The sequence below is a fragment of the Sphingomonas sp. AC449 genome (assembly GCF_979253475.1).
In genome coordinates, this window is the sequence record NZ_CEEDCZ010000009.1 from 12,740 (window position 1) to 39,337 (window position 26,598).

Annotated in this window: 18 protein-coding genes and 2 pseudogenes; 9 read left to right on the top strand and 11 right to left on the bottom strand. The window is 66.0% G+C overall.

The features are described from left to right. Positions 1-272: 272 nt before the first annotated feature. From AC0CH3_RS14145 to AC0CH3_RS14160, 4 genes are all read left to right on the top strand, one after another. Positions 273-722 carry a hypothetical protein gene (locus AC0CH3_RS14145; protein ID WP_056024564.1) on the top strand — a complete coding sequence of 150 codons (450 nt, stop codon included), beginning with the start codon at positions 273-275 and terminating at the stop codon, positions 720-722. Next, complete coding sequence (locus tag AC0CH3_RS14150) at positions 719-1,462, top strand: TorF family putative porin (RefSeq protein ID WP_354304262.1); 744 nt, start codon at positions 719-721, stop codon at positions 1,460-1,462. The genes AC0CH3_RS14145 and AC0CH3_RS14150 overlap by 4 nt, the downstream gene beginning before the upstream one ends. Before the next feature lie 274 nt (positions 1,463-1,736). Next, positions 1,737-4,760, top strand: coding sequence for a TonB-dependent receptor plug domain-containing protein (locus AC0CH3_RS14155; protein ID WP_354304260.1), 3,024 nt, complete (start codon positions 1,737-1,739; stop codon positions 4,758-4,760). A gap of 72 nt (positions 4,761-4,832) precedes the next feature. Continuing rightward, positions 4,833-7,418: a glycoside hydrolase family 3 C-terminal domain-containing protein gene (locus AC0CH3_RS14160; protein WP_465238005.1), complete on the top strand. Its 2,586-nt coding sequence runs from the start codon at positions 4,833-4,835 to the stop codon at positions 7,416-7,418. An 84-nt stretch (positions 7,419-7,502) separates the two neighbouring features. Here AC0CH3_RS14160 and AC0CH3_RS14165 read toward each other — a convergent pair whose 3' ends face one another. Together AC0CH3_RS14165 and AC0CH3_RS14170 are read right to left on the bottom strand one after the other, a co-directional pair. Then, a complete protein-coding gene (locus tag AC0CH3_RS14165) occupies positions 7,503-8,840 on the bottom strand; it encodes a GntT/GntP/DsdX family permease (RefSeq protein ID WP_354304256.1) in 1,338 nt (445 codons plus the stop codon). A gap of 1 nt (position 8,841) precedes the next feature. Continuing rightward, the gene (locus tag AC0CH3_RS14170; protein ID WP_354304254.1) at positions 8,842-10,701 is read right to left on the bottom strand and encodes an amidohydrolase family protein; all 1,860 of its coding nucleotides are present in this window, start codon (positions 10,699-10,701) and stop codon (positions 8,842-8,844) included. A gap of 88 nt (positions 10,702-10,789) precedes the next feature. Between AC0CH3_RS14170 and AC0CH3_RS14175 the strand changes: the two genes are divergently transcribed. Then, positions 10,790-12,028 carry an amino acid deaminase gene (locus tag AC0CH3_RS14175; RefSeq protein ID WP_465238006.1) on the top strand — a complete coding sequence of 413 codons (1,239 nt, stop codon included), beginning with the start codon at positions 10,790-10,792 and terminating at the stop codon, positions 12,026-12,028. Positions 12,029-12,061: 33 nt separating this feature from the next. On the opposite strand, the pseudogene AC0CH3_RS14180 reads toward AC0CH3_RS14175, so the two are convergent. The 3 genes and pseudogenes from AC0CH3_RS14180 to AC0CH3_RS14190 all read right to left on the bottom strand — a co-directional run. Further along, positions 12,062-13,528, bottom strand: a pseudogene (locus AC0CH3_RS14180) (GH92 family glycosyl hydrolase); the annotation flags it as partial. A gap of 59 nt (positions 13,529-13,587) precedes the next feature. After that, positions 13,588-14,385: pseudogene (locus AC0CH3_RS14185) on the bottom strand (glycoside hydrolase family 125 protein); the annotation flags it as partial. A 208-nt stretch (positions 14,386-14,593) separates the two neighbouring features. After that, entirely contained in the window at positions 14,594-14,743 is a 150-nt protein-coding gene (locus tag AC0CH3_RS14190) for a hypothetical protein (protein WP_354304250.1), read from the bottom strand. On the opposite strand from AC0CH3_RS14190, the gene AC0CH3_RS14195 reads away from it, so the two are divergent. Next, positions 14,742-15,659 (top strand): hypothetical protein, encoded by a 918-nt coding sequence (locus tag AC0CH3_RS14195; protein WP_354304248.1) that lies wholly within the window; start codon positions 14,742-14,744, stop codon positions 15,657-15,659. The two genes, AC0CH3_RS14190 and AC0CH3_RS14195, sit on opposite strands and share 2 nt — an antisense overlap. A 182-nt stretch (positions 15,660-15,841) precedes the next feature. Then, positions 15,842-16,375 carry a hemerythrin domain-containing protein gene (locus AC0CH3_RS14200; RefSeq protein WP_354304246.1) on the top strand — a complete coding sequence of 178 codons (534 nt, stop codon included), beginning with the start codon at positions 15,842-15,844 and terminating at the stop codon, positions 16,373-16,375. On the opposite strand, the gene AC0CH3_RS14205 is transcribed toward AC0CH3_RS14200, so the two are convergent. From AC0CH3_RS14205 to AC0CH3_RS14220, 4 genes are all read right to left on the bottom strand, one after another. Then, a complete protein-coding gene (locus tag AC0CH3_RS14205; protein ID WP_354304244.1) occupies positions 16,372-17,082 on the bottom strand; it encodes a Crp/Fnr family transcriptional regulator in 711 nt (236 codons plus the stop codon). The genes AC0CH3_RS14200 and AC0CH3_RS14205 overlap by 4 nt on opposite strands. 63 nt (positions 17,083-17,145) lie before the next feature. Next, positions 17,146-17,259, bottom strand: a complete 114-nt coding sequence (gene cydX / locus AC0CH3_RS14210; RefSeq protein WP_354304242.1) for a cytochrome bd-I oxidase subunit CydX — start codon at positions 17,257-17,259, stop codon at positions 17,146-17,148. A 26-nt stretch (positions 17,260-17,285) separates the two neighbouring features. Next, entirely contained in the window at positions 17,286-18,425 is a 1,140-nt protein-coding gene (gene cydB / locus AC0CH3_RS14215) for a cytochrome d ubiquinol oxidase subunit II (protein ID WP_354304240.1), read from the bottom strand. A gap of 13 nt (positions 18,426-18,438) precedes the next feature. Then, positions 18,439-20,010, bottom strand: coding sequence for a cytochrome ubiquinol oxidase subunit I (locus AC0CH3_RS14220; protein WP_465238007.1), 1,572 nt, complete (start codon positions 20,008-20,010; stop codon positions 18,439-18,441). 120 nt (positions 20,011-20,130) lie between these two features. Between AC0CH3_RS14220 and cydD the strand changes: the two genes are divergently transcribed. Together cydD and AC0CH3_RS14230 are read left to right on the top strand one after the other, a co-directional pair. Then, positions 20,131-21,807 (top strand): thiol reductant ABC exporter subunit CydD, encoded by a 1,677-nt coding sequence (cydD, locus tag AC0CH3_RS14225; RefSeq protein WP_465238008.1) that lies wholly within the window; start codon positions 20,131-20,133, stop codon positions 21,805-21,807. Next, positions 21,804-23,438, top strand: coding sequence for an amino acid ABC transporter ATP-binding/permease protein (locus tag AC0CH3_RS14230; protein ID WP_354304234.1), 1,635 nt, complete (start codon positions 21,804-21,806; stop codon positions 23,436-23,438). The genes cydD and AC0CH3_RS14230 overlap by 4 nt, the downstream gene beginning before the upstream one ends. 4 nt (positions 23,439-23,442) lie before the next feature. On the opposite strand, the gene AC0CH3_RS14235 is transcribed toward AC0CH3_RS14230, so the two are convergent. After that, positions 23,443-24,138: an OmpW/AlkL family protein gene (locus tag AC0CH3_RS14235; protein WP_082446255.1), complete on the bottom strand. Its 696-nt coding sequence runs from the start codon at positions 24,136-24,138 to the stop codon at positions 23,443-23,445. Positions 24,139-24,377: 239 nt separating this feature from the next. Then, positions 24,378-26,561: a penicillin acylase family protein gene (locus AC0CH3_RS14240; RefSeq protein WP_457326379.1), complete on the bottom strand. Its 2,184-nt coding sequence runs from the start codon at positions 26,559-26,561 to the stop codon at positions 24,378-24,380. Positions 26,562-26,598: the final 37 nt, after the last annotated feature.

The following is a 26,598-nucleotide window of genomic DNA, read 5'->3' on the forward strand; positions in this document are numbered from 1 at the left end:
CGTAACATCGTGATGCGCGCGTTTCATGTCAACAGCTGCGGTGATTACCTATAATCATCTTGACCCTCGCTGCCGAAACGTTAGTTTGAACAGGCGGGCCGGGCCCCTCTGGCGCTTGTCTTCGGTCGAACGTGATGTCGGACCGCATCGGGGTAGCTCGATGTTTAGGCCTGGCCTGATTGCCTCCTCTCATCTCAGCTGGTCCGATCCATCATCCGAAAGGATCAGCAGTCCCGATCCGTCGTGATCGGAAGAGCAAAAGGAGAGCACATATGGCGTATCTACTCACAGCCGGGCTGGCACTCGCCGCCACTGGCGCGGTGATCGGCATGTCCGTGGATCACCAGAATCAAGTCGATCATCACACGGGTCCGGTCGCCGTGAAATATCGCGGTGATGTCGCCATCACGCACAAGCAGGTCGGCGCGGTGTCGCCCGGCGGCCGAGCGTCGTCGTTGCGCTGCGACTGGGCTGCAACCATGACCGTGGCGCGTCATGCCGTCGCGGCATCGGGGACGAACCTTGTCCGCACCATCGACAGCGAGCCTGGCGTGTCGGGTACCCGGCCTGGCTGGTGCGTCGCAAGTCGGCGAGCGATCACGCGGGAAGTTGCGGACAAGACCGCGGACATGAAGCGTCATCTGATGGTCGTGGCGCAGGAAGACGAAGCAATGCTGCGTGCCGAACTCGATCGGATCCATGGCGAGCAGCGCGCCGGATGATCGCGAATCTGACGCGGGCAGGCGTGCTCGGTGTCGCGGGCTGGGCGCTCGTGACGCCGGCAGTTGCCCAGAATGCCCGTTCGGCCTCTGTCGAGGTCATGACCGACGAGGTGCGGCGGGGCCTGAGCTGGACCGAGGGGCGCGCCGCCGCCGCCGGGGACGTTCGGGTTTCGCTCGGGCCGATCGATGCATCGGCGCGGGCGGTGACGACGCGTGGCAGCGCGCGACATGACGGCGCCGATACGGTGGTCGACCTCGTCGTCGGGACCGGCTGGGACCTTGGCGCGGTCCGGATCCGCACCGATGCCATCGGGCATGCGTTCGCCGGTGCGCGGGGGCGGATGGATTATGTCGAGGGTGCGGTATCGGCAAGCTATGCCTATGGTCCACTATACGCGACGCTGGGTGCCACCGCGGCCCCGTCGCAGCGGGCGATCGGCGGCAGCAACGTCTATCTCTATGCAAGCGCCAATGCCGGTATTCCCGGTACGCCGCTCACGATACTCGGCGAACTCGGCCATTCGACCGGCAGTGTCAGCGACCCCGTTCGTGCCGAGCGCCTTCGACCGGGCGGAAGCTACACCAATTGGCGGCTTGGGCTCGAGCATCGTCGTGATCGGTTGACGCTCGGCGTGGATTATGTCGGCACTGACGTCGATCGGACGGGCGACGCCAACAGATTTGCCGATCGCGGCAACGTGGCGGACAGGGTCCTCGGTCGCGTCCAGATTTCGTTCTGACAGATCTGCAGAGCCGGACGACACCGGCTCGAATTCTCGCGAGACGTTAGGCCGTCGGGCAGTTCGCGCTTCCCGACGGTATCTCGACGTCCGCTCGTTATCGATCGGACAGTGCTGCAGTGCGACACATACGATCAACCCTGACAAAGAATTCCAATCGCATAGATAAAGAAACTTGATGAAATATTTATTGCGGCAGGGTGGCTGATTGATTTAGGACAAGTTTCAGTCTCGGAGGTCCCAATTGACCCCGCGGCCACAAGGGGAGATTCTGATGCAGCGGGCCACCACTCTGAAATCGCTGCGAGCGATTTTCATCGCATCGACGATGCTGGCATCGCCAGCGCTCGCACAGCAGATGCCGCCCGCACCCGAACCCGCGCCGGCACCTGCGCCAGAGGCCCCCGTCGAACAGGCTGTGGAAGCCCCGCAGGCTGTCGAGGCGCCAGCGGCACCCGCCTCAGGTCAATCCGACATCGTGGTCACGGGATCGCGTATCACCGCGTCCGGCTTTACAGCGCCGACGCCGACCCAGGTTCTCAACGCGGACGCGATCGGCAAGAACGCGCAGCCAAACGTGTTTACCACCGTGGCGCAGCTGCCGTCACTGCAGGGCAGCACGGGCGCAACGGTGGGGTCGAACGGCACCTCGACGGGCGTGCAGGGCCTGAGCGCACTCAGCCTGCGTGGTCTGCAGCCGATCCGGACATTGACGCTGATCGACGGTCAGCGCGTCGTCGGCGCCAATGTCACCGGCGTCGCCGACGTCAGCCTGTTCCCCCAGCTGCTGATCGACCGCGTCGACGTCGTGACGGGCGGTGCGTCCGCAAGCTACGGATCCGACGCGGTCGGCGGCGTGGTCAATTTCGTGACCAACACGCGCTTCACCGGGTTCAAGGCCAACCTCCAGTCGGGGGTCAGCACCTATGGCGACGACGGCAACTATACCGTCCAGGCTGCGGTCGGGAAATCGCTCCTCAACGACCGGCTCCACATCATCGGCAGCGGCGAATACAGTCATGAAGACGGTATCGGGTCGGCGGGGTTCGGCGTCGGTTCGGATCCCAACGGCAGCGGTCCGGGCGGACGCAACTGGCTGGTCTCGCGCAATCTGATCAACCGCGGGATCATGAACGAGGGGCTGCCGCAATATCTCGACCGCAGCTTTACGCAGGCGAACAACACGGCGCTCTACGGGCTGATCACGGCAGGCCCGCTGCAAGGCACCGCGTTCGATATGGACGGAAATCCGCGCCAGTTCGACTATGGGTCGAACGGCGTTCCGGCGCGGGACGCCAATGGCAACGTTCTGGGCTGCTTCAACGGCGTCTGCGAGGGCGGTGACCGGTCGGGCAACGTGACCAATGCGAACTCGCTCAAATCCTCGATCACGCGCCTGAGTGGCTATGGCCGGATCGGGTTCGATATCGCGCCCGACAACGAGATTTACACGACGGTGAACGTCGCACGGGTCACGACGGGCAACATCCCCAATATCGGGTCCGCCCAGTTCGGCAATCTGACGCTGCAATGCTCCAATCCCTATGTCCCGGCATCGGTCCAGGCGGCGTGTGACGCGAATGGCATCACGGAGTTCCGCTACGGCGTCAGCAACGCGATCTTCCCGAATCCGATCACCGTCCGGACCGAGCGCGAGCAGTACCGGTTCGTCGCGGGGGCCAAGGGCAAGGTCCAGGCGTTCGGCAGCGACTGGCGTTACGACGCCTATTACGCGCACGGCACCGGGATCACCGATATCACGGTTCACGATATCCCGGTGATCCCGCGGTACAATGCCGCGATCCAGGCGGTCCGCGCGCCTGACGGGACGATCACCTGCGCAAATCCGGTCGCCGTCGCCAGCGGCTGCGTCCCGATCAACATCATCGGCGGACAGACGCCCAGCGCCGCCGCGCTGAACTACATCACGCCGGAAAACGGCCCCTATCAGCACTCCCGCCAGACGCAGGACGTCGCGAGCTTCTCGGTAAGTGGCGAACCGCTGCAACTCCCCGCGGGGCCCTTGGCGCTCGCGTTCGGCGGCGAGTACCGCCACGAATTCTACAGCGTCAATGCCGATCCCTATGGCAACGGCGTCGTGACCAGCGGTGCGTATAACGACCAGTATCCGAGCGATCCGCTGCTCAACCCACAGGGTGGCAACTGGTATGCCGGCAACTACCGCGACGGGCGCGGCGCCTATAGCGTGTATGAGACGTTCCTCGAACTGAACGCGCCGCTGTTCGACTCCGACGCCATCGGCAAGGCGAACCTGAACGGCGCCGCGCGCGCGACGAACTACAGCACGTCGGGAACCGTCTATACGTGGAAGATCGGGGGGACGTGGGATACGCCACTCGACGGCATCCGGCTTCGCGGCGTGACGTCGCGTGACATTCGCGCACCCAATCTGAGCGAGCTGTTCGCTGCGCCGGTCACGAGCAATCGTACGGGGACGACGGATCCGTTCACCCCGGGACGCACGCTCACCGTGTTGCAGACGACGACGGGCAACCCCGCACTCCGCCCCGAAGTCGCGCGGAATACCGAGTTCGGCATCATCCTGTCCCGCCCGAGCTGGGCGCCGCGGCTGAATATCTCGGTCGATTATTACCGGATCAAGATCAACAGCGCGATCGCGGCGCTGGACGCGCAGACGCAGATCAACCTCTGCTTCGCGGGCGTGACGTTCACCTGCAACAGCTTCGACATCAGCGATGCGAACAACGCATCGGTGACGGTCCAGCCGTTCAACTTCGCGTCGATCTTCACCGACGGTTTCGACATCGAGGCGAGCTATCAGATCCCGTTGTCCGGCATCGGCTTGCCCGGCCGGGCCACGGTGCGCGGCCTCGCCACGCACGTGAAGAATTTCGTGTCCGATCGCGGGCTGCCGAACACGATCCCGATCCAGGGCGCAGGCGTGAACCTGGGGCAGGGTGCGACGCCGAGCTGGAAGGTCCTCGCGATGCAGGACTGGACGACCGACCTGTTCGCGCTGACGCTTCAGGAACGATGGATCAGCGCGGGCGTGATCAGCAACGAGTTCGTCGTGTGCCAGACCGACTGCCCGGTATCGACGATCAACAATCCGACGATCGACCGTAACCATCTCGATGGCGCGCTGTATGTCGATGTCGGTGCGTCGTACAAGTTCACTCCCGCCGTGCAGGGGTACGTCAAGGTCGACAACGTCTTCAACAAGGACGCAGCGACGGTCCCGAGCGATGTGACCAATCCGGGCCTCTACGATGTGGTCGGTCGTGCGTTCCGTGTCGGCATGCGCGCCAACTTCTGACGCGAACGCGGGCCGGATAGCCGATCGGCGTGATCCGGCCCTCGAGACTCCGGCTTGTTGCGAGGGACGTCGATGCTGCTCTTTCTGTTGATGGCCGCCGGTCCCCAGACCACCACGCCGGCAATCGAGGCGGCGATCTCGGCAATGACGCTCGAGGAAAAGGCGGCGCAGCTCGGCAGCACCGCGCCGGAGGTGCCAAAACTGAACTTGCCCGGATATGATTACTGGAGCGAGGGGCTTCACGGTTTCGCGCGCGACGGGATCGCGACCGTCTTCCCCCAGGCGATCGGGCTTGCCGCGACCTGGGACACCGACCTGCTCCATCAGGTCGGCGACGTCGTCTCGACCGAGGCACGTGCGAAATACAATGCGAAGCTTAAGACCAGCAACCGGCGTCGCTTCTCGGGGCTCCATATTTGGTCGCCCAACGTCAACATCTTCCGCGATCCGCGCTGGGGCCGGGGGCAGGAGACCTATGGCGAGGATCCGTATCTGACCGGCACGCTCGGCGTCGCGTTCGTGCAGGGAATCCAGGGGCCCGACCCCGACCACCCCAAGGCGATTGCCACCCCCAAACATTATGCCGCGCATTCAGGGCCGGAGGCCGGGCGCAACAGCTTCGATGCGGACGTGTCGCCGCGCGACATGGCGGAGACCTATACCCCCGCCTTCCGCCGCACGGTGATCGAGGGCGGCGCACGATCGATCATGTGCGCGTATATTTCGCTGCACGGCACGCCGGCCTGCGCGTCGGCAGCGTTGCTCAACGACCGTGCTCGCGGTGACTGGAGTTTCCGCGGGATGGTCGTGTCGGACTGCGACGCGGTCGGCTACATCACCAGCTTCCATTACTACAAGCCCGACCTGCCCGGCGCCGCCGCTGCGGCGCTCTCGGCGGGCACCGATCTCGACTGCGGGCCGAGCTACGACGCGCTGCCCGCCGCGGTCCGCCAGGGCCTCGTTCCCGAAGCCACCGTGGATGCCGCCTTGCACCGTGTGCTGTCGTCGCGCGCGGCGCTCGGGATCGCCTTCGGGCAACGCAGTCCGTGGGATCGGATCAAGCCGTCGCAGGTCGATACGGCGGCACACCGCGCGCTGGCGCAGACCGCGGCGGAAAAGTCGCTGGTGCTGCTCACCAACAAGAACCGTCTTCCGCTCAAGCCCGGTCTCAAGATCGCGGTGATCGGGCCGAATGCGGACTCGCTCGATGTGCTCGAGGCGAATTATCATGGCACCGCCGCGGCCCCGGTCACCCCGCTGGAGGGGATCCGCACGCGCTTCGGCGCGGCACAGGTCCGCTATGCGCAGGGCAGCGGCCTTGCCGAAGGGGTGCCGTTGCCCGTGCCCGAGACCGCTTTGTCGGCAGGCGGAAAGCCCGGGCTGAAGGGCGAGTATTTCCGGACCAGCGCGATGACGGGGACTGCCGCGACGATCCGGCAGGACCGCAAGATCGACTTCGACTGGGACCGTGCGCCGCCTGCACCGGGGTTGGCGGAAAAGGGCTACGGGGTCCGCTGGACCGGGCAGCTCACGCCGCCCGCGCCGGGACGCTATCGCCTGCGGCTGGACATCGCGCGCTGTTTCGATTGCGACGGGCATGATCCGGTGCAGCTATGGCTCGACGACAAGGCGATCATCACCGATGTCGGCGACGACAGCGCAGTCGAGGCGAGCGTCGATTTCGACGACGCGAAGCCGCACGCGATCCGCATCGAATATCGCCATGTCAGCGAAGACGGCGGGATCGGATTGCGCTGGGTCGCACCCGATGCGGCGCAACGCGAGGAAGCACTGGCGGTCGTGCGTGCGGCGGACGTGGTGGTGGTGTTCGCAGGGCTGTCCCCGACGCTGGAGGGCGAGGCATTGCGGCTCGACGTACCCGGGTTCATCGGCGGCGATCGCACCGCGATCGAACTCCCGCAGCCGCAACGTGTGCTGCTGGAGACGCTCGCGACCGCAGGGAAGCCGCTGGTCGTGGTGCAGATGACCGGCTCGGCGATTGCCGACGCATGGAGCAAGCAGAATGCCGATGCGGTGGTCGCGGCCTGGTATCCCGGCCAGTCGGGCGGGACCGCGATCGCGCGGATGCTCGCGGGGGATATCAATCCCGGCGGGCGGCTGCCGGTGACGGTTTATGCGCAGACGCGCGATATGCCTGCGTACATCGACTATAGTATGAAGAACCGGACCTACCGCTTCTTCACCGGCACGCCGCTGTATCCGTTCGGCCATGGGCTCAGCTATACGCGCTTTGCGTATGACACGGTCTCGCCCGCGACCACCAGTATCGTGGCGGGGCAGCCGCTGGTCGTCACGGTCGGCCTCCGCAATGTCGGCAAGGTAGCGGGCGACGAGGTCGTGCAGGCCTATCTCGCGCCGACCGCACCGCAGGAACAGGGCCGCACTACGCCCGTATTGCAGCGGCAACTTGTCGGGTTCAGCCGGACCACGCTGCGCGCCGGCGAACGGCGTGCGGTTGCGCTCACGATCGAACCCCGCAGCCTCAGCCTGGTCGAGCGTGACGGTACGCGCGCGATCGTTCCCGGACGATACCGGCTGTTCGTGGCCGGCGGACAACCGGGTGATGCCGAGGCAACGGGTGGGGGCGTGTGGACCGACGTGACCATCACCGGCGACCGCGTCGTCCTGCCGAAATGACCGCTCGCAGCGACGTCCACGAGCAATTCGCGAGCCAGCTGCACCGGGCCTGAGGTTCTTCACCGGACAACGGTGAACGGGGCGCTAGACTACCAGTGACAAAGCGAGCGTCAGCACCAGCCCGATGACCGAGATCAGTGTCTCGCACACCGTCCAGCTGCGGATCGTGTCGGCGACGCTCAAGCCGAAATATTCCTTTACCAGCCAGAAGCCGCCGTCATTGACATGGCTGAGGATCACCGATCCCGCACCCGTCGCAAGCACGAGCAATTCGGGCCGGATCCCCGGATTGGCCGCGGCGAGCGGTGCGATGATGCCGGCGGCGGTGGCCATCGATACCGTCGCTGATCCGGTTGCCACGCGCATCAGCGCGGCGATCAACCAGGCGAGCAGGACGATCGGCAGATGCACGCTGGTCGCGGCGGCGACGATCGCGTCGGACACGCCGCTGTCTATCAGCACGCGGCCGAACCCTGCGCCGACCCCGACCACCAGCGTGATCATCGCAGTGGGCGCGAGGCAGTCGTTGGTGAATTTCTGGATCGTGCCAAGGTTCATCCCGCGTGCGAGGCCGAGCGTCCAATAGCTGACCAGCACAGCGGCAAGCAGCGCGACCACGGGGGTTCCAACGAAACGCAAGATGCCATCAAGGGTCGATCCCGGCACGGCAACCGCGGTCGCCAGGCTGCCAGCCATCATCAGCACGACTGGAAGCAGCAAGGTCGCGAGCGTTATCCCGAAGCTAGGGAGCACCCGGTCGTCATGCTCGTCCGCAACCGGGACAGGCGCGATCGGCAGGGGCGCGAGCCGTGGGACGATCAGCCGCCCGTAAAGCGGTCCGGCGATCGCCGCGGTCGGGATGCCGACGATCAGCGCGAACAGCACGGTCAGGCCGACGTCGGCGTTATACGCCTGAGTCGCGAGCAAAGCGGCGGGATGCGGCGGGACCATTGCGTGGACCACCGAAAGGCCAGCCGCCATCGGCAGCCCCATCCGCATCGGATGTTGCCCGAGCCGCCGCGCGAGCGTGAAGACGATCGGCACGAGCAGGACGAACCCGACCTCGAAGAACACGGGCAAGCCGACGATCAGCGCGACCGTCATCATCGCCCAGTCGGCGCGCGCGGGCCCGAAGAAACCGATGACGGTATCCGCGATCCGCTCGGCACCGCCCGATTCGACCATCATCTTGCCGAGGATGGTGCCGAGCCCGACGACGAGCGCGATATGGCCGAGCGCGCCGCCGACCCCCGCCTCGAAACTCTTGACGATCCCGCCGAGCGGAATTCCGACGACCAGCGCCAGCCCGAGCGAGACAAGAGTAAGCGCGATGAACGGACTCAGTCGAACCCGGACAATCAGCACGATGAGCAGGGCGACCGCGACCCCCGCCTCGATCAGGAGCAGGCCGCCCGGCGCCATCTTAAGGCTTTTTCCAGGCGATGCAGTCGACCTCGACCTTGCAGTCGACGACCATCTGCGAAACGACGCATGCGCGCGCCGGCGGGTTCGCCCCGAAATATTCCTTGAACACGCGATTGAACGACATGAAGTCGCGCGCGTCGTCGATCCACACGCCGCAACGGACGACATGTTCGGGGCCGTAGCCGGCTTCTTCCAGGATCTTCAGGACGTTGCGGATCGCCTGGTGCGTCTGCGGGATGATCCCGCCGTCGATCACTTCGCCATCGACCATCGGCACCTGGCCCGACACGTAGAGCCAGCCATCGGCCTGGACGGCGCGCGCGAACGGCAGATGCTGGCCACCGGTGCCGCTGCCGCCTTCGACGCCGTAGCGCTTGAGTTCGTCGGTCATGTCTTCAAAGTCCTTTGGTGGTGGGATGGGTTGGGTTGGACGCCGCAGCATCCGGCCGCCGCGCGCGCCGGTCGGGCCCCCAAGCGTCAGGGTCGCGATGCCGTTGACCCACACGCCGACGATCCCGGCAGCAGGAACGGTCGGATCGTCGTAGGTGGCGCGGTCGCCGATTTGCGCGGGATCGAACAGCACGAGATCCGCCGCCAGCCCTTCGCGCACATAGCCGCGGTCGCTCAGGCCGAAGCGGTCGGCGGGGAGGCCGGTCATCTTGCGGATCGCGGTTGCCATCGAAAACAGCCCGCGGTCGCGCGCGTAATGGCCGATCACGCGCGGGAAGCTGCCCCACAGGCGGGGATGCGGGCGCGGATCGCACGGCAGGCCGTCCGACCCGACCATCGTCAGGTCGTGTGCGAGGATCCGGTCGACGTCGCCGTCGGTCATGCAATGGTAGACGGCACCCGCCGGTTGCAGCCGCTCGGCGGCCGTCCGCAGATCGGTGCCCCAGTCTGCCGCGATGTCGGCGAGCATCCGCCCGGCTTGCGCGGGCTCCGCATCGGACCAGGTGATCTTGATCGGGGTTTCGGGGACGACCTGCTTCAGGTCGAGCGTCGAGGAACTGGCGGTATACGGGTAGCAGTCGCATCCGACGGGCTGCGTCGTCGCAGCCGTTTCCAGCATCGCAAGGATTTCGCCGCTGCGGCCATATTGCGGCGCGCCCGCGCATTTGAGATGCGAGACGACCACCGGTGCGGCGGCGTGGCGCCCGATCGCGAACGCCTCGTCGAGCGCGGCGACGATCTCGCCTGCTTCGCTCCGCAAATGCGTGCAATACAGTGCAGTGGTGTCGCGCAGTGCCTCTGCAAGCGCCATCACCTCTTCGGTCGATGCCGCATTGGCGTTGGCATAAGCGAGGCCCGTGGAAAACCCGAACGCGCCGGCATCGAGCGCGGTCGTCAGGTCGGCGCGCATCGCCATGCGCTCAGCTCCCGTCGCATCGCGGTCGAGCGCGTCCATGTGCCGCGCGCGCAGCGCGGTATGCCCCACCAGCGCCACCACGTTGGTCGCCGGGCCCGCGCGATCCACCGCCTGGGCATAAGCGGCAAAGTTGTCGTACCGGAATGCGTCCGCAGCGCCCAACAGCACGAGCGGATCTGGCAGGTCACCGTGCGCCGTGACATCCATGCCGCCGCTGATCCCGCAATTGCCGACGACGACGGTGGTCACGCCCTGCGTCACCTTGGCGGTCATGGCGGGCGCGGCGATCACCGCGAAATCGTCATGGGTGTGCGCATCGATGAAGCCCGGCGCGAGCACCAGCCCGCGTCCATCGATCGAATCGAGCGGGGGATGGCTGGCGGCCGGGCGGATGCTCGCGATGATATCGTCGCGAATCTCGACATCCGCGCCGTAAGCTGGGGTGCCGGTACCGTCGTACACGCTCACCCCGGCGATGATCGTCCGTGTCATTCCACATCCTCGACGGTTCCGGTCACAACGGCGTTGTCACCCTAGCGCGGAATAATGTAAACAATTTTCCTTAACGAGGAGCAGGCGCGTGAACGATCAGAAGCTCGAGCTCGACAAGGGCGTAGGTACCGAAGGTGCCGACCCGTGGCACCTGTTGCACGGCGATGTCAGCTTCCCGGCGGCGGTGCTCGACGAGCGGCGGATGCAGCATAATCTCGACTGGATGCGGTCGTTCATTGATGCCTATCGCGTTTCGCTCGCGCCGCACGGCAAGACGACGATGGCCCCCAAGCTGTTCCAGCGGCAGATTGCGCACGGCGCGTGGGGCATCACGGTTGCGACGAGCCAGCAGGCGCAGGTCGCGGCGGCGCACGGCGTCCGTCGGATCCTGATCGCGAACCAGATCGTCGGCAAGGCGAATGTCGCTGCGGTCGTCGGTCTGCTGGCGATCCCCGACCAGCACGTGATCTGCATCGTCGATTCCGCAGCGGGCGTGGCGTTGCTGGGCGAGGGATGCCGGTCGGCGGGCGTAGTGCTCGACGTGCTGATCGAACTCGCACCCGAGCCCGATCAGCCCGGGTATCGTGCCGGGGTTCGCGATGAAGCGGGGCTTGCGGAGGTTCTCGCCGCGCTCGATGCATGGCGCGATCATCTGCGGCTCGGCGGCGTAGAATTCTACGAAGGCGTGCTTCCCGACGAAGCGCATGTTCGCCGGTTCGTCCGTCGCGCGGTCGAGGTGACGAAGCGGCTGATCGCGGATGATCGGATCGACCGGACACCGGCGATCCTGTCGGGGGCGGGGTCCGCCTGGTATGACATCGTCGCGGACGAAACCGCATCGATGGCGAAGGCGGGCGAGGTCGAGGTCGTGCTGCGTCCGGGTTGCTACATCAGCCATGACGACGGATTGTACCGGGTCGCGCAGGAGGCAATCCTCAAGCGCAACGCCGTCGCCCCGACCTTCGGCGAGGCGTTGCTCCCGGCACTGCGGATCTGGGCGGTGGTGCAGTCGATCTCCGATCCGACGCGTGCGATCATCGCGATGGGGAAGCGCGACGTCGCGTTCGATGCGGGGCTGCCGCGCCCCGCGACGCTGTTCCGTCCCGAGCGGGACGATCGTCCCGTCGAGGCCCCCGTCCATTGGGAAGTCACCGGTTTGATGGACCAGCATGCGTATCTGACGATCGCGCCGGGCGACGACATCGCGGTCGGCGACGTGATCGCGTTCGACATCTCGCACCCGTGCCTGACCTTCGACAAATGGCGCAAGATTCTCGTGGTCGATGACGATTTTACGGTGATCGACGTCGTGGAGACGTTCTTCTGAAGGCGGGCGGGGGGCGACCCCCGCCCGGTTTCGTCAGGCGCGTGGTGCGGACGGCGGACGATCCGCAACCCCTGCGCCAAAGCGCGACGGCTTCGCGCCCATCGTGAACTCGAGCTCCCCGCCGCCGATGATATCGGCGTGCGCAATCCAGTTCTTGGTCCACGGCTTGCCGTTCCAGCGCACCGACTGGACATAGGGCCGGTCGGGCGCATTGCCGATCGCGCGGACGCGCAAGGTCTTGCCCGCACCGACGCGCAGTTCCGCAGTGTCGAACAGCGGCGATCCCAGCACATAGATCCCCGTCGTGGGATCGACCGGATAGAAGCCGAGCGACGTCAAAATGAACCACGCGCTCATCTGCCCGCAATCGTCGTTGCCGATCACGCCGTCCGGATCGTTCTTGTACATCTCGGCACACAGCCGCCGAACCATCGCCTGCGTCTTCCACGGCGCGCCGACATAGGCATAGAGATAGGCGACGTGGTGCCCGGGTTCGTTGCCGTGCGCATATTGCCCGACCAATCCTGCGATGTCGGGTGGCGCATTGTCGGGGAGGGTGGAGGGCGCGTTGAAGAAGGAATCGACCTTCGCCTCATACGCCGTATCGCCGCCCATGTGCGCGATCATGCCGTAGATGTCATGCTGGTTGAGGAACGTCGCCTGCCAGCCATTGGCCTCGGTATAATCGCGCCAGCGCGGTTGCGGCATGTGGCCGAGCGTGACCGGATCATACGCCGCCCACCAACTTCCGTCAGCAAAGCGCGGGCGCGCGAACCCGATCTTGGGGTCGATCACGTTGCGCCAGTTGCCGCTGCGCTTGCGCAGGACCGCCGCATCGCTGCGCTCGCCGATCGCGTCCGCCAGTGCCGCCATGGCGTAATCGTCATACGCATATTCCTGCGTACGGCTGACCGACTCCTTGATCTTGTCCGCCGGAATATAGCCGAGCTTCATGTAATGGTCGCGCCCGTGCGTCGCGAGGCTGTCCTTGTAGCTTGCGTCGAATGCGCGCTTGCGGATGTTGGGCCAGGCCGCCGCGTAATCGGCCTTGATCCCCTTGGCGTGTGCTTCGGCGAGCACGACGACCGAATGCCAGCCGTTCATGCAGCCCGTCTCGAACCCCTGGAGCGGCCAGGTCGGCGGACCGTACGGACTTTGCTGCGTCTGGCGGATCAGGTCGTGGACGAAGCGTTCGGCCATGTCGGGGCGCACCAGCGTCATCAGCGGATGCAGCGCGCGATAGGTGTCCCATAGCGAATAGGCACTGTACGCGCGCTCGCTGGCGGCGAGCGTATGGACTTGCTGGTCGAGCCCCATGTAGCGCCCGTCACGGTCGCTGAACAACGTCGGCCCCATCAGCGTGTGGTAGAGCGCGCTCGACAGGATCGTGTGCTGCGCAGGCGTACCGCCGGACACGCGCAGGATGTCGAGCTCCTTTGCCCAGATCCGGCGTGCGGCGGTGCTGGCGCGATCGAATGCCCAGCCCGGTGCTTCCGCCAGCGCGCCGCGCGCAGGTTGGACGGGATCAGGAAGGGAAGCGTGCAGGCATCGTCCGAAGGCCGGAACATCGAATGGATCAAGCCGACCTTGCTCGTCGGCGCGCCGATGCCCTTCAGCATCAGCGTCTCGGTCGCATGGCGATTGACGCGCTCGAACTTATACGGTCCGTCGCCGGTCTTGCGCTGCTGTTCGCGCATCGTCGCGACGGCGCGCGCCATCGCCTTTGCCCACAAGCCATCGAACGGAACGGTGTCCTTCGTCTCGCTCCAATAGGCGTGCGCCAGCCGCATCGGATAGCAGAGTGAATCGAGTTCCCACTTCCGCTCGGCGACGCCCGGCCGCATCTCGGTCATGTCGGTGATCGCGCCGAGGTTCGACTTGGTGGTGGGATCCGCCATGAACGCATTGGCGTAGGAGTCGATCAGGATGCAGCGCGCCTGCCGCTGGATCACACCCTGGAACAACCGGCGCAGGGCAGGGTCCTGGCGGCACAGATGGACGTAGGTCTGGAGCTGCGCCGAACTGTCGCGCAGCCACATCGCCTCGATGTCGCCGGTGATGACGAACGTGTCGGGCTTGCCGTCGATGGTGCTGGTGAAGACGGTGGTGTCGAGCGTGTTGGGGTAGCAATTCTCGAACAGTTGCGCGAGGCCGGGGTCCGCGATCTTCGCCTTCACGCGCGCGATCTCGCGTTCGACGGCAATGCTTACGAAGCGTCGGCGCGCAACGGGCGGACGCCGATCGAGGGGGGCTGCATGTTTTCGAGCGCTGGCGGGTGTAGCTCCTAGAAGCATTGCGCTGACCGACATCGCCAAACCTTCGCGACGGCTAAATCCTCTCAGAGTGAAATCGTTCATCCGGATATTCTCTCGATAATAGAATATAGCTTATGCCAAGAGTAGTTGAAGCTATCGGACCGTCCGATGTTGTACAGCGTTTGGCATAGGGACTTTCTGACAATCCCAAAATCATCGCTGTGCCGAATGCGATCGAGGTATCCTATAATTTTGAAATTGATAACGAGATCAGGCATGGGGATCAAGCGAAAGGAGAAAGTAATTTTCCTTATTCGCTTTGCGGCTCGTTCGACGCCGCTGTGACGGCAATGCGGCCGGCGTGACCGTTCGCGGCGAGCGCCGAATAAATAGGAGCTCCACCGGCTGCCGCATGTTCGGCGCGCGCGTTGGGCACCTGTACGATCAGGAGCTCATTCATGGTAAAAGTCTCTCGCGCGACCGATTATGCGGAGCGCGATGGCAGCATTGCGATCAACAGCTACACGACGGTGTTGCGCCGGCCCCGCGTTCCCCACGAGGTGTTCGCGACCTACTGGCGTGACGTCCACGGGCCGTTGTGCGCGCGCATCCCGGGGCTCGCCTGGTATGTCCAGCATCATCTGAACCGCGAGCAGGACGCGCATCTCTGGCCTGCGATTGACGGGATCGAGACGTTTGCGGACTATGAACTCGACGGCGGCGTCGAGATCGGTTTCGCCTCGAAGGCGGATCAGGATGTCTTCAATGCCGCTAGCCACATCCTGTTCGCCGACGAGCAGAACATGTTTGCGGCGACGGTTGCCTATGCGTTGCCTCAGGGATCGCGGACGCTGATCGACCGCGTCGCCGATCCGGTACCCAACGGCGATGACGGACTGGACCGGATCCACGTCCATCTTGGTGCCGCCACCGAGGATCTGGAAGCGTTTGGCGAGTTCATGCGCGGATTTGCCAAGACGCTGGCGGCAGACGACGCGGTGATCAAGCTCCGGCTGCACTTGCCCGACCGGTACGACAAAGCGAAGCCCGCGCCGCCTGCGCCGAACGTCGACCATGACGTACCCGCGTCACGCACGATAATCGCGGTGATCGAACTCGCGTTCGAGTCCCCGCTGACCCGTCGCAGGTTTTTCGAATCCGACGCCTTTCTGGCAACGCAGGACGCGCAGAAGGCGCATATCGCTTATGCCTCGGCCTTCGCCGTCAGTGGCGTCTACACCTATGTGCGCGACAAGCATCTGACGACGGCCGGGCTGCGCGGAAGCCGTCAGGCGCAACTGATCGAGCGGCTCGGGGCGAACAACCAGATCGCGCGCGACGTCCGGCATCTCATGCATACGGGAACGGTCGACTGACCCAGGCTGCCCCGCCCGAGGGCGCGGTACGACGTGCGGGCATCCTGCGTAAGGGGGGCCCCGTCTCCGGCGGTGCATTTGCAAACGGGGGCGGGGCGGAGGAGCGCGCCGCAGCGCAGCGTTTGATCATCGTCAATGCCGCATTGCCGGCGCCGTGCAAGCTGCCCGGACGGGGAGGGATGATGACCGAGCATGACGGACAGCGCGACGGCCGGGCGTCGGGCAGGGACCGGCATGTCATCGATGCGACCGACCTGCAGGCGTTGGTCGCTGATCACGCCAGACTTCACGGTCTGTGCGATCGTCTGGAGGCATGCGCCGATCTGTTGCCGGAGAAGCTTTCGCACGACGAAGCCGGCGCCCTCGGCCGGAGCTTGCAGGCAATCGTCGCCGGCCATCTCGATCAGGAAAATGCCGTGATCGATGCGTTGTTCGCGCACGATCCTGACGACGCCCTGACGGCTGCGCTGCTCGGGCGAATCCGCGCACGGCATCTGAGCGACGCGATCGATGCGGACGACATAGTAGCGGTTTTGTCCGGTGCTTCGAGACCGGGGGCGGAAGCGTTCGGCTTCATGCTGCGCGGTTTTTTCGAAGGATGCAGGGCGGCGATGGCCTTCACCGAACTGGTCGTGTTGCTGCTTGGTACTCCGCGCCTCAGTCGCGCTGCGCGGGCGGTGTTGATCGACAGCCTTTGCGCGCGACGCGCGGGTTAGGCGGCTTCGGCCAAGTCCTGCAACGCGCCTTCATCGGAGATCGTGATCGCCCGCCCCCCCGGGAGTGCGATCACGCCTGCGGCCTTCAGCCGGGTCATCTGACGGCTGACCGTCTCGATCGTCAGTCCGAGGACGTCGGCGATCTGGCCGCGCGTCAGTGGCAGATCGAACGTGATCGGGCCGCCGGGCGTCGCGCGACACCCGGTCGCGGACGCGCGCAAGGCCATGTCGAGCAGAAAACCTGCAATCTTCTCCTGCGCCGATTTGCGCGCCAGCGACAGGATCCGGGTCCGCGCCACCGCGAGCGCGGCGAGCGTGCGTTGCAACAGCAGGCGCTCCATCCGCGCATGATCCTCAAGCACGCGTTCGAACGCGTCGCGCGGAAAGATACAGAGTTCCGCGTCGGTCAGCGCGGTTATCGTGAAATCGGCTTGGCCGGCATAGGGCTGGCCGACGAAATCGGCGGGGTAAAGCAGCCCGACGATCTGCTCGCGACCATCGGGCGTCGCAGCGACCAGCTTGAGCACGCCGGACAGGAGATTTGCACAGATGATGCTGTCGTCGCCTGCCCAGATCAACGTTTGCCCGCGTGTGATCTTGCGACGGCGGCCAAGCGTATTGAGCGCGGTCAGCTCAAGATCGGTCAGGCTGCTGCAAAGAGCCTGGTCGCGGACGGCGCAATCCGCGCAGATATCGTGGTGAGCCATTGACCGGGTATAGTATGACCACCGCGAATATCCGCGTGAATTATTTGCAGCGGCGTAATGCGTTCAGGCGGTGTCCCCATCATCCGCAATCGGCAGATGGAACTCATGCCAGATACCATTGAGGATGCCGAAGCCGACCGCGAGTCCGAGGCCGAGAACCCAGGTGAAATACCACATGATTAGATGTCCTTGATGATGCCGGCTCAATAGAAATCGGGGTTTGTCGCGACCTCGCGCGTCGTGACCCGGCCGAACATCACCGAGTAGGCCCAGGCGGTGTAGGCCAGCACGATCGGCAGCAGCACGACGGTGACGAGCAGCATGATGCCGAGCGTCCGCGCGCTCGACGATGCGTTCCACAGCGTCAGGCTCGAATGCGCGTCGATGCTGGAGGGCAGGATAAACGGAAACATCGACAGCCCCACGGTTGCGATGATGCCCGTGGCCGATGCCGACGACCCTGCGAACGCCGCCCGTTCCCAGCCCCGCCGGATCCCGACCAGTGCGAGGGCCGCTCCGCCGAACCCGAGCACGGGGGCGATCATCATCCAGGGGTAGCGACCATAGTTGGCGAGCCACGCGCCACGCGCGATCTCGCTCGTGGTGTGCAACGGATTGGACGGGCCCGAGGGATCGATCGCACCGACGATGCGAAAGCCGATGTCCGCCTGCGCGACGAAGCCCCAGCCGACCGCGAACAAGAGGAGCGAGGCCAAACCGGCGACCGTCCCGAATGTGCGGGCGCGATCATGAACCGCGCCATGTTCGATCTTGATCGCCAGCCATGCACTGCCGTGAAGCATCAGCATCGACACCGACAGCAGCCCGCACAACAGCGTGAACGGCGAGAACAGCCCCAGAAAACTGCCGTCAAACACCGTGCGCATATCGCTGTCGAGGCGGAAGGGCGCGCCCGACAGGACATTGCCGACCGCCACGCCGAACACGAGCGCCGGCACGAACCCGCCCGCGAAGAGCGCCCAGTCCCACCGCGACCGCCACGCCGGATCCGGGCGCTTCGAGCGGTATTTGAAGCCGACCGGGCGTAAGATCAGCGCGGCCAGCACGAGGAACATCGCGAGGTAGAAGCCTGAGAAGCTGATCGCATAGACGAACGGCCACGCCGCGAAGATCGCGCCGCCGGCGAGGATGAACCATACCTGGTTACCCTCCCACGTCGGACCGATCGAGTTGATCACCATCCGTCGCTCGGCATCGGTACGACCGACGAACGGGAGCATCGCCGCGACGCCCAGATCGAAGCCATCGGTCAGCGCAAAGCCGATGAGCAGGACCCCCATGAGCGCCCACCAAATCAGACGCAGTGTTTCATAGTCGAACATGTCTGGTCTCCCCTCAGGCGGTGACGGCGACGTCGTGGGCGACGTGTGGCGCAGGCCGGAAATCCTCGTGGTCCTCGAACGGGCCCTTTCGAATCGTCGACAGGATCAGCCGCACCTCGATGACAGCCAGCGTGCCGTAGATCGCGGTAAAGCCGATGATCGTCGTCCACAGCACCCCGCGGGTCAGCGACGACGCTGCCAGGAATGTCGGCAGCACCCCCTCGATCGCCCAGGGTTGTCGTCCGATCTCGGCAAGCATCCAGCCGAGCTCGATCGCAATCCAGGGCAGCGGGATCGCGATGACCGCGAGCTTCAGGAACCAGCGCGTCTGCATGTGCAGTCGGAGCGACGTCAGCACGAAGGCGGTGCCGAACAGCGCGATCATCAAGAAGCCGATGAACGCCATGATCCGGAAGCTCCAGAACATCAGCGGCACGTTCGGGACAACGTCCCACGCAGTCGCGGCGATCAGCTGCGGGCTCGCCATCCTCGGATCGGCGATGTAGCGTTTGAGCAGCAGCGCATAGCCCAGATCACGCTTGTGCGCCTCGAACCGCGCGCGCTCGGCGATATTGGTGCGGTCAATCTTAAGATGCTCGACCGCATCATAGGCGATGATGCCCGAGGTGATCCGTTCCTGCGCCTTCAGCACCAGTTCGGACATCCCCGTCACCTCGCTATCGAGGCTTCGCGTCGCGATCAGCCCGAGCACCCACGGAATCTGCACCTCATAGCGGGTTTCGCGTGCGGCGACGTCGGGCATCCCGAACAGGGTCAGGCCCGCGGGGGCAGGGGCGGTGTGCCAGGCCGCCTCGATCGCCGCGAGCTTCATCCGCTGGTTGTCGGTCAGCGCGTACCCGCTCTCGTCGCCGAGCACGACAACCGAGAGCGACCCGGCAAGCCCGAATGCGGCGGCGACCGTCATCGAACGCCGTGCCACCGCGGTATAGCGTCCCTTGAGAAGCCAGAACGCCGAGATGCCGAGCACGACGACCGACGCGCAGACATAGCCCGCGCTGACGGTGTGGACGAACTTGGCCTGCGCGATCGGGTTGAACAGCACGGCGCCGAAATCGCTGACTTCCATCCGCATCGTGTCGGTATTGAACTCGGCGCCGGTCGGGTTCTGCATCCAGCCGTTCGCAACGAGGATCCACAGCGCCGACAAATTGGTGCCGAGCGCGACCATGCACGTGACGATCAGGTGGCCGAGCTTCGTCAGCCGCTCCCATCCGAAGAACATCAGCCCGACGAAGGTCGCCTCGAGGAAGAACGCCATCAACCCCTCGATCGCGAGCGGCGCACCGAAGATGTCGCCGACATAATGCGAGAAATACGACCAGTTGGTGCCGAACTGGAATTCCATCGTCAGCCCGGTCGCGACCCCCAGCACGAAGTTGATCGCGAAGATCCGTCCCCAGAACCGGGTGATGACGCGCCAGATCGGCCGGTTCGTCATGACGTACACTGACTCCATGATGACCAGCATCATCGAGAGGCCCAGCGTCAGCGGGACGAACAGGAAATGGTACAAGGCTGTCAGCGCGAATTGCAGCCGCGACAGGTCGATGACCGCAAGGTCCATGATGACGCTCCCCAGAAGGCCGTCGACCGGCCCTGTCCTCGAAAGCGTTAGGCACCGGGGGCAGCGCAAACATTGACCGCGGTCAAAGACGCGCACGGTGCCGCCGTCGATTGCGGTGGCATGAGCAGCATCGCAACGGCCGACGTTTCACGGGATCGCGCGCGCGCGTCGCGTGCCTATCTGAAGGCGGCAGTCGCCGATGGCGGCGGCGTGCGGCTGTCGACGAGCCTGCTGCTGCTCGACAGTGTCGCCGCGATCGGGTTCGCGGCCGGGCTGGCGGGCGGCGTCGTGACCGCGCACGACGGCGTTGTCGCAATGCTGCCCTGGGCGTTGCTCGCGGGCGGCTCGGCGATCGGACGCGGCGGATGCGCGATGCTTGCTGCGCGGGTCGGCGCGGGCGGTGCATACCACGCGAAGATACGGCTGCGGCGGCGGATCATCGACGCGGCGCTGCACCGCAGCCCGGGTTCCGACGCGACGACGGGCACGCTGATGAGTGCGGCGGTGGACGAGGTCGATGCGATCGACGGCTATGTTGCGCGTTTCCTGCCCGCGCGGAAGGCGGCGGCGATCGCGCCCTTGATCGTGCTGGCCGCAACGGCTGCCGCGAGCCCGATCGCTGCGGCGATCCTCGTGGCCACGTTCTTTCCGTTCCTCGTGGCGATGATCCTCGCGGGCGGTGCCGCAGCGGATGCGTCGCGGCGCCAGTTCGTCGCGCTTGCCCGGCTGTCGGGGCTGTTCGCGGACAGGATCGGCGCGCTGCCGACGGTGCTGGCCTTTCGAGCGGAAGCACGCGAGGCGCGCGCGCTTGGCGAGGCCTCGGAGGACCTTGCACGGCGTACGATGCGCGTGCTGCGCGTCGCGTTCCTGTCGTCGGGGGCGCTCGAGTTCTTCGCAGCGCTGTCGGTTGCGCTTGTCGCCGTGTATGCCGGGTTCAACCTGCTGGGTCTGCTGCCGTTCCCGGTGCCCGAGACGCTCGATCTTGGCCGTGCATTCTTCGTGCTGGCGCTTGCGCCCGAATTCTACGCGCCGATGCGCCGGCTGGCAGCGGCGTACCACGATCGGCAGGCGGCAGAGACCGCAGGCGAGCGGCTGGCGGCTGTGGAAACGGCCAGGGCGACGCCTGCGTCGTCGGCGTGTCTCGTGCCGGAAACGGTGCCTGCGATCCGCTTCGAGTCCGTTTCGATCCAATACGCCGGTCAGGAGCGCGCGGCGGTGTCTGGCGTCTCTTTCGACGTTTCGCCGGGGATGATCGTCGCGCTGACGGGCGCGTCGGGGAGCGGCAAGAGCAGCCTGCTGCATCTGTTGCTCGGCCTCGCACCGTTGTCGGCTGGCCACGTGTCGATCGGCGGTCAGGACCTGGGCACGATCGGCAGCATCGCGCCGATGGCCGCATGGATGGGCCAGTCGTCGCTGATCCTGGCGGGAACGATCGGATCGAACATCGCGCTTGCCCACCCCACGGCATCCTCCGAGCGTATCGCCGAGGTCGCGCGCATCGCTGGCCTGTCGCCGATGCTGCTCGCGCGGGGCGGGTTGGGTGCGGTGATCGATGCGAGGGGCAGCAGCCTGTCAGGGGGAGAACGGCGCCGTATCGCCCTGGCGCGTGCGATCCTGAAGCCGGCTCCCGTGCTGTTGCTCGACGAGCCGACTGCGCATCTCGATGCGGTGTCCGAAGCGCGCCTGATCACCGCGATTGCGCGGACCTGCGCCGGCCGCACGACGATCATCGCGACCCATAGCGCGAAGCTCGCCGCGATCGCCGATCTCGTCATCGATCTGGGAGACCGCACGTGACCGCGATCGACATGCTTCTTGCGAACGAGCGACGACGGCAACGGCGGGGGCTGTGGCGCGCGAGCGGGTTTGCGGCGGTCGTTGCGGTGGCCTCGGTCGTTCTGCTCGGACTGTCGGGATGGTTCATCACCGCCGCGGCGATGGCGGGGCTCGCCGGGACGACCGCGGCGTATGCGTTCAACTACATGTTGCCGAGCGCGGGTATTCGACTGCTCGCGATCCTCCGGACCGCCGGGCGGTATGGCGAGCGGCTTGCGAGCCATGAGGCGGCGTTCGGTGCGCTCGCCCGCATTCGCCCCGCCTTGTTCCTCGGGCTCGCGCGCGGTCCGGTAGCACAGGCGCTCGCCCTGACGCCGGGAGAGGCCACTGCGCGCATCGTCCAGGATGTCAGCGTGGTCGAGGCGCAGTTCGTCCGGCTCTCCGCCGCTCCGGGCGCGATTGCGGCGCTGGCGAGCGGTCTGGTTTTGTGTGTGCTTGGGGGGCCGTGGTCCGTCATCGCGCTGATGGTGTGTCTGTCGGGGCTGTTGGCGATAGCGGGGGTGCTGGCCCGACGTCTCGATGCGCCGGGGCGCGAGGTACAGCGCGCGAGTGGCGCATTGAAGGACGCCTTTGCAGGCATGGCCGACGCGGCGGCGGAACTGCGCTGCTACGGTATCGAGGCGCAGGCGCTGGCGACGGTCGACGCAAGCAGCCTGCGTCTCGCGGAGGCCCAGCGCGCACAGGCCTGCGTCGTCGGCTGGTTCGAGTTCATCCAGGCGGTCGCGCTCGGTGCGGCGGGTCTTGCGGTCCTGCTGATCGCCGCGCCCGCGGGCGCGGCGATCGCGGCACTGTGCGCGCTGGCCGCAGTGATGACGATCGACGGCGCCGCGCCGGTCCTGCGCGGCCTTGCGCAGCAGAGTGCGGTGCGCGAGGCGAAGACGCGGCTCGACGACCTGCTGGCGGGCCCGGTGGCGGAGCAGGGCTGCGGCGCGGGCGTTGCCGCGTGGTCGATCGATCTGCTCGATACGCATCTGCCGGCCGGCTCACGCGCCGCGCTGATCGGCGCATCGGGAACCGGCAAAACGACGCTCGTGGAAAGCCTGCTCGGCCTGCGACCGGTGGCACCCGGCACGGCATGCATCGACGGCACGGACATCGTCGGTATTCCGCTTGCCGCCCGCCGGGCGACGTTCGGCTGGGCACCGCAGGATGCGGCGTTGCTCGCGGGGACGGTCCGCGAGACGCTCGCGCTCGGCAATCCGCTGGTCGGCGATGACGCGCTGTTGGTGGCGCTTGCCGATGTTGCGCTCACCGAGGTCATCGAAGGTTTTCCGGACGGGCTGGACAGCTGGATCGGCGAGCATGGCGTGCGGTTGTCGGGCGGAGAGCGGCGGCGGCTTTCGCTTGCCCGCGCGTACCTCGTCCCGGCGCCCTGGCTATTGCTCGACGAACCCAGCGAGGGGCTCGATGCGGCGACTGAGCGGCGCGTCGCCCAGGGCCTTGCCGCCCGGCTGGCGCGTACCGGGCAGGGGCTGGTCATGGTCAGCCACCGCCCGGCGATGGGGGCGCTGTGCGACCGGCAGATCGCGGTCGTGCCCGAGCCCCGCGCACACGCGGTGTGGGCAGATACGGACCGCGCCGTGCCGGCCTAGGGCGTCACAGCCGCACGCCAAGCCCCACCCCGAACACCAGCGGATCGAGGCTGATCGCGACACGCTGCACACCCGCCGCCGTCGTTCGCAGCCGTGCGGTCGTGTCGATGTCGATATATTTGACGTCGAGGTTCAGGAAGACCTTTGGCGTGATGTCGATATCGACGCCCGCCTGTGCGGCCCAGCCGAAGCTGTCCTTCATGTGCACGCCGGTTCGCCCGACCGCCCCGACCAGAGCGTTCGACGCCGTCTCGTTCCAGAAGATCGTGTAGTTCAGACCGGCACCGACATAGGGGCGAACCGCGCCTGTCGGGTTCACGTGATATTGCGCGGTCAGCGTCGGGGGTAATACCCAGGTCGAGGCAAGCCTGCCGATCGTGCCCGTCGTGCCGGTGCGGCCGTCCGCATGATGCTTGGTCGTCGCCGCGATCAACTCGAAGCCGATATGGTTCGTCGCCATGTACGTGACGTCGACCTCTGGCATGATGCTGTTGTCGACACGGACGCGCTCGCCGGGAAATGCCGGCAGGATGCTGCCCGATGTCTCGTTCGGGGCAACCAGAATCGCGCGCGCTCGCAGCAACACGTCGCCCGCGGCGATCCCCTGCCGCGGCGCCGGATCGGTCTCCGCAAAAGCCGGTGCCGTCATGGCCATCGCCATGGTCGCACCGACGGCGAGGCTCTTGATCAATGAAGGCATGGTCCGGCTCCTGTGTTGCAATGCCGTCGGGCTAGTCGCACACCGGTGCCGGAGCGTTGATTGCGGACAAGGATCGGGTTGACCGCAGTCAAAGACGTCGCGCCGCGGCGGCACGCGACCCTGCCGCACGGGCTGGCTAACCCTCGCGGGTGCTTCGCCTTCACCGACGGGATTTCGCGTATTCGGACGACGGCCAATCAATGCGCGCAGCATGTCGATGCCGGCCGCCGCATGCGGCTCTAGTCGCCCGGGCGGTAGCGACGCTCGACATGCCCCTTGAGGTCTTCGGGATGGAAATAGACCGGGCGCAGATCGCCTTGCGCGTACCGCGTCACCTGATCGTCGAAGTGCGGTGACGCCGGGTCGCCGCTTTGGCCGCCCGCCATCACCGCCATCGCCTTCACGCGGGGACCGAATTCGACGATGGCGACAAAGCTGTTGCCGCTGGTGCCGTAATAACGCTTCGTTCCCGGCCAGGCCTTGGCGCCGAACGACGCGAGGCTCCCCCATTGGGCCGATGTAAAGGCTATGGGTGTCGAGCCGCGATCGTCGTCGAAATGCGGCTGGATCGCGTTGTCGAGCCGTTGAAAGCGATTGATTGCCTGCCACGGCGTGCGCCAGTCGCCGAAGTCGCGCGTGAGCCGATCCACCGCGGCGGACAGCGCGGCAAGCTTGGCGCCGGGTTGCACGCGTGTGGCGATGTAGTCGGGGACGTTGACCCGTTCGGCCTGCGCAAGACCGCCGACCTCGCGCCAGAGCTGATCGCCCCAGAACACCGCAAGGCTGGTCGCGACACTGTCATAACCCCAGCGGTGGTCCCATTTCGCAAGCAGCGCGATCGGTGCCTCCAGCGCGGCACGCCGCGGGTCGCCGGAAGGAAGCGCCTGCCATGCGGCGATCAGCCCCGGCAAAAGCCGTGCAAAGGCGGGCAGATACGGATCGAACGCCGCCGCGCGCAGCGTCTCCGGCGTCCACTGGCTCTTTCCGGTCAGCAGCAGGTCGGCATGGACGCCGCGCGCGTTGCCACCGACCTGATCCATGTACCGGGGATAGTCTGCGGCCTTGGGACTGTCGGGCCCCGCAGCGCTCCAGGGCCAGTCGTTCGTGTTGTGGACCCAGCCGGTACGCGGGTTCGCGACGCTCGGCAGGCTGGCGAGCGTGTGCAGGCCACGCCAGTCGGTCGCGGGGTCGCTGCCGTCGACGGGCCGGGTATAGTCGAACCGGTCGCTGCGAATCGGCATGAACTGCGGCATCAGGAACGCGACCTCGCCCTTCTGGTCGGCGAACAGCGTATCGTTGGACGAATTCGCCTTGCGGTCCGCGACGGCGATGTAGCTCGCAAGGTCGTGCGCCTTGGTCCGCAGATAGCTCTGCTCGAGCGCTGGGACGGGTTTCCACATCAGTGCGGTCGCGATCCAGCGCCCGTTCCGGCTTGCGACGATCGGGCCATGATGCGTGCGATAGGTCGTGAAGTGCCGCTCGCCGAGCAAGCCGTTCGCCTTGCGGAACCGCAACGTGACGACCTTGGTCGCGACCGGCCGGCGGGCCCTGCCGTACAGATAGTTGTAGCCACCTGCGCGACCGGCGATCCGCTCGGCGAACGCGTCGACATTGTCGACCGTGGACGAGGTGTGCATCCAGCCGGCGGTCGGATTGAAGCCCTGATAGATGAAGAACTGGCCCCAGGTGCTCGCCCCATAGGCGTTGAGCCCTTCGGCACTCGTCATCTGCGCCTCCGAGCGGAAATAGAAGCTCGTATGGGGATTGATGAGCAGCAGCGCGCGACCGCCGGCGGTCAGGCGGGGGGCAATCGCAATGCCGTTCGACCCGGACGGCTCACGCGGGACGATGCCCTGCTCCTCCGGACTGGGCGGCGTCGGATTGCCGTAGAAGGTTTTCAGCTCGCTCAGTGATATCCTCTCGATATCGCCCCCGATGCTGCCTTCGGTGAAGCCGAGCGCCATCCAGGGTTCGAAACGGCGGATAACCCGAGGCCTGGTCTGCGGATGCGTTGCCAGATAATAGTTCAGCCCGTCCGCCCAGGAGTCCGTCAACGTCCGCAACCACGCCGGACTGGTCGCATATTGCTGTTTCAGCTCAACGGGGTCGGCGAACAGCCGCTGACGCAGATCGGCCCATATCGCATCCTCACCCTCGGCCTCCGCGGTGCGGCCGAGCGCGGTGAGATAATTTGCCTCGATCCGCGCAAAATCATCCTCGGCTTGCGCGTAGATGAGACCGAACACCGCATCGCCGTCGGTTCGGCCAAGGATATGCGGAATACCCCAGTCGTCCCGCGTGATCGTAACGCGGTCGGCCTGCGCCTTCCATCGCGACAGATCCGTCGTCGGGGGACTGGAAGCCGCTGTCAGCAGCGCCAACAGGATCACCGGATTGCGCGCGTGACGAAGGAGCATATGCATGGGCGCACGGTAAGGACGAACACCGCGAAAGACCATG

What these genes read in the sequence shown, in the direction of transcription:
- AC0CH3_RS14145 (WP_056024564.1), top strand. Translation starts at nt 273, where the DNA reads ATGGCGTATCTACTCACAGCCGGGCTGGCACTCGCCGCCACTGGCGCG.
- AC0CH3_RS14150 (WP_354304262.1), top strand. Translation starts at nt 719, where the DNA reads ATGATCGCGAATCTGACGCGGGCAGGCGTGCTCGGTGTCGCGGGCTGG.
- AC0CH3_RS14155 (WP_354304260.1), top strand. Translation starts at nt 1,737, where the DNA reads ATGCAGCGGGCCACCACTCTGAAATCGCTGCGAGCGATTTTCATCGCA.
- AC0CH3_RS14160 (WP_465238005.1), top strand. Translation starts at nt 4,833, where the DNA reads ATGCTGCTCTTTCTGTTGATGGCCGCCGGTCCCCAGACCACCACGCCG.
- AC0CH3_RS14165 (WP_354304256.1), bottom strand. Translation starts at nt 8,840, where the DNA reads ATGGCGCCGGGCGGCCTGCTCCTGATCGAGGCGGGGGTCGCGGTCGCC.
- AC0CH3_RS14170 (WP_354304254.1), bottom strand. Translation starts at nt 10,701, where the DNA reads ATGACACGGACGATCATCGCCGGGGTGAGCGTGTACGACGGTACCGGC.
- AC0CH3_RS14195 (WP_354304248.1), top strand. Translation starts at nt 14,742, where the DNA reads ATGGTAAAAGTCTCTCGCGCGACCGATTATGCGGAGCGCGATGGCAGC.
- AC0CH3_RS14190 (WP_354304250.1), bottom strand. Translation starts at nt 14,743, where the DNA reads ATGAATGAGCTCCTGATCGTACAGGTGCCCAACGCGCGCGCCGAACAT.
- AC0CH3_RS14200 (WP_354304246.1), top strand. Translation starts at nt 15,842, where the DNA reads ATGACCGAGCATGACGGACAGCGCGACGGCCGGGCGTCGGGCAGGGAC.
- AC0CH3_RS14205 (WP_354304244.1), bottom strand. Translation starts at nt 17,082, where the DNA reads ATGGCTCACCACGATATCTGCGCGGATTGCGCCGTCCGCGACCAGGCT.
- cydX (WP_354304242.1), bottom strand. Translation starts at nt 17,259, where the DNA reads ATGTGGTATTTCACCTGGGTTCTCGGCCTCGGACTCGCGGTCGGCTTC.
- cydB (WP_354304240.1), bottom strand. Translation starts at nt 18,425, where the DNA reads ATGTTCGACTATGAAACACTGCGTCTGATTTGGTGGGCGCTCATGGGG.
- AC0CH3_RS14220 (WP_465238007.1), bottom strand. Translation starts at nt 20,010, where the DNA reads ATGGACCTTGCGGTCATCGACCTGTCGCGGCTGCAATTCGCGCTGACA.
- cydD (WP_465238008.1), top strand. Translation starts at nt 20,131, where the DNA reads ATGAGCAGCATCGCAACGGCCGACGTTTCACGGGATCGCGCGCGCGCG.
- AC0CH3_RS14235 (WP_082446255.1), bottom strand. Translation starts at nt 24,138, where the DNA reads ATGCCTTCATTGATCAAGAGCCTCGCCGTCGGTGCGACCATGGCGATG.
- AC0CH3_RS14240 (WP_457326379.1), bottom strand. Translation starts at nt 26,561, where the DNA reads ATGCATATGCTCCTTCGTCACGCGCGCAATCCGGTGATCCTGTTGGCG.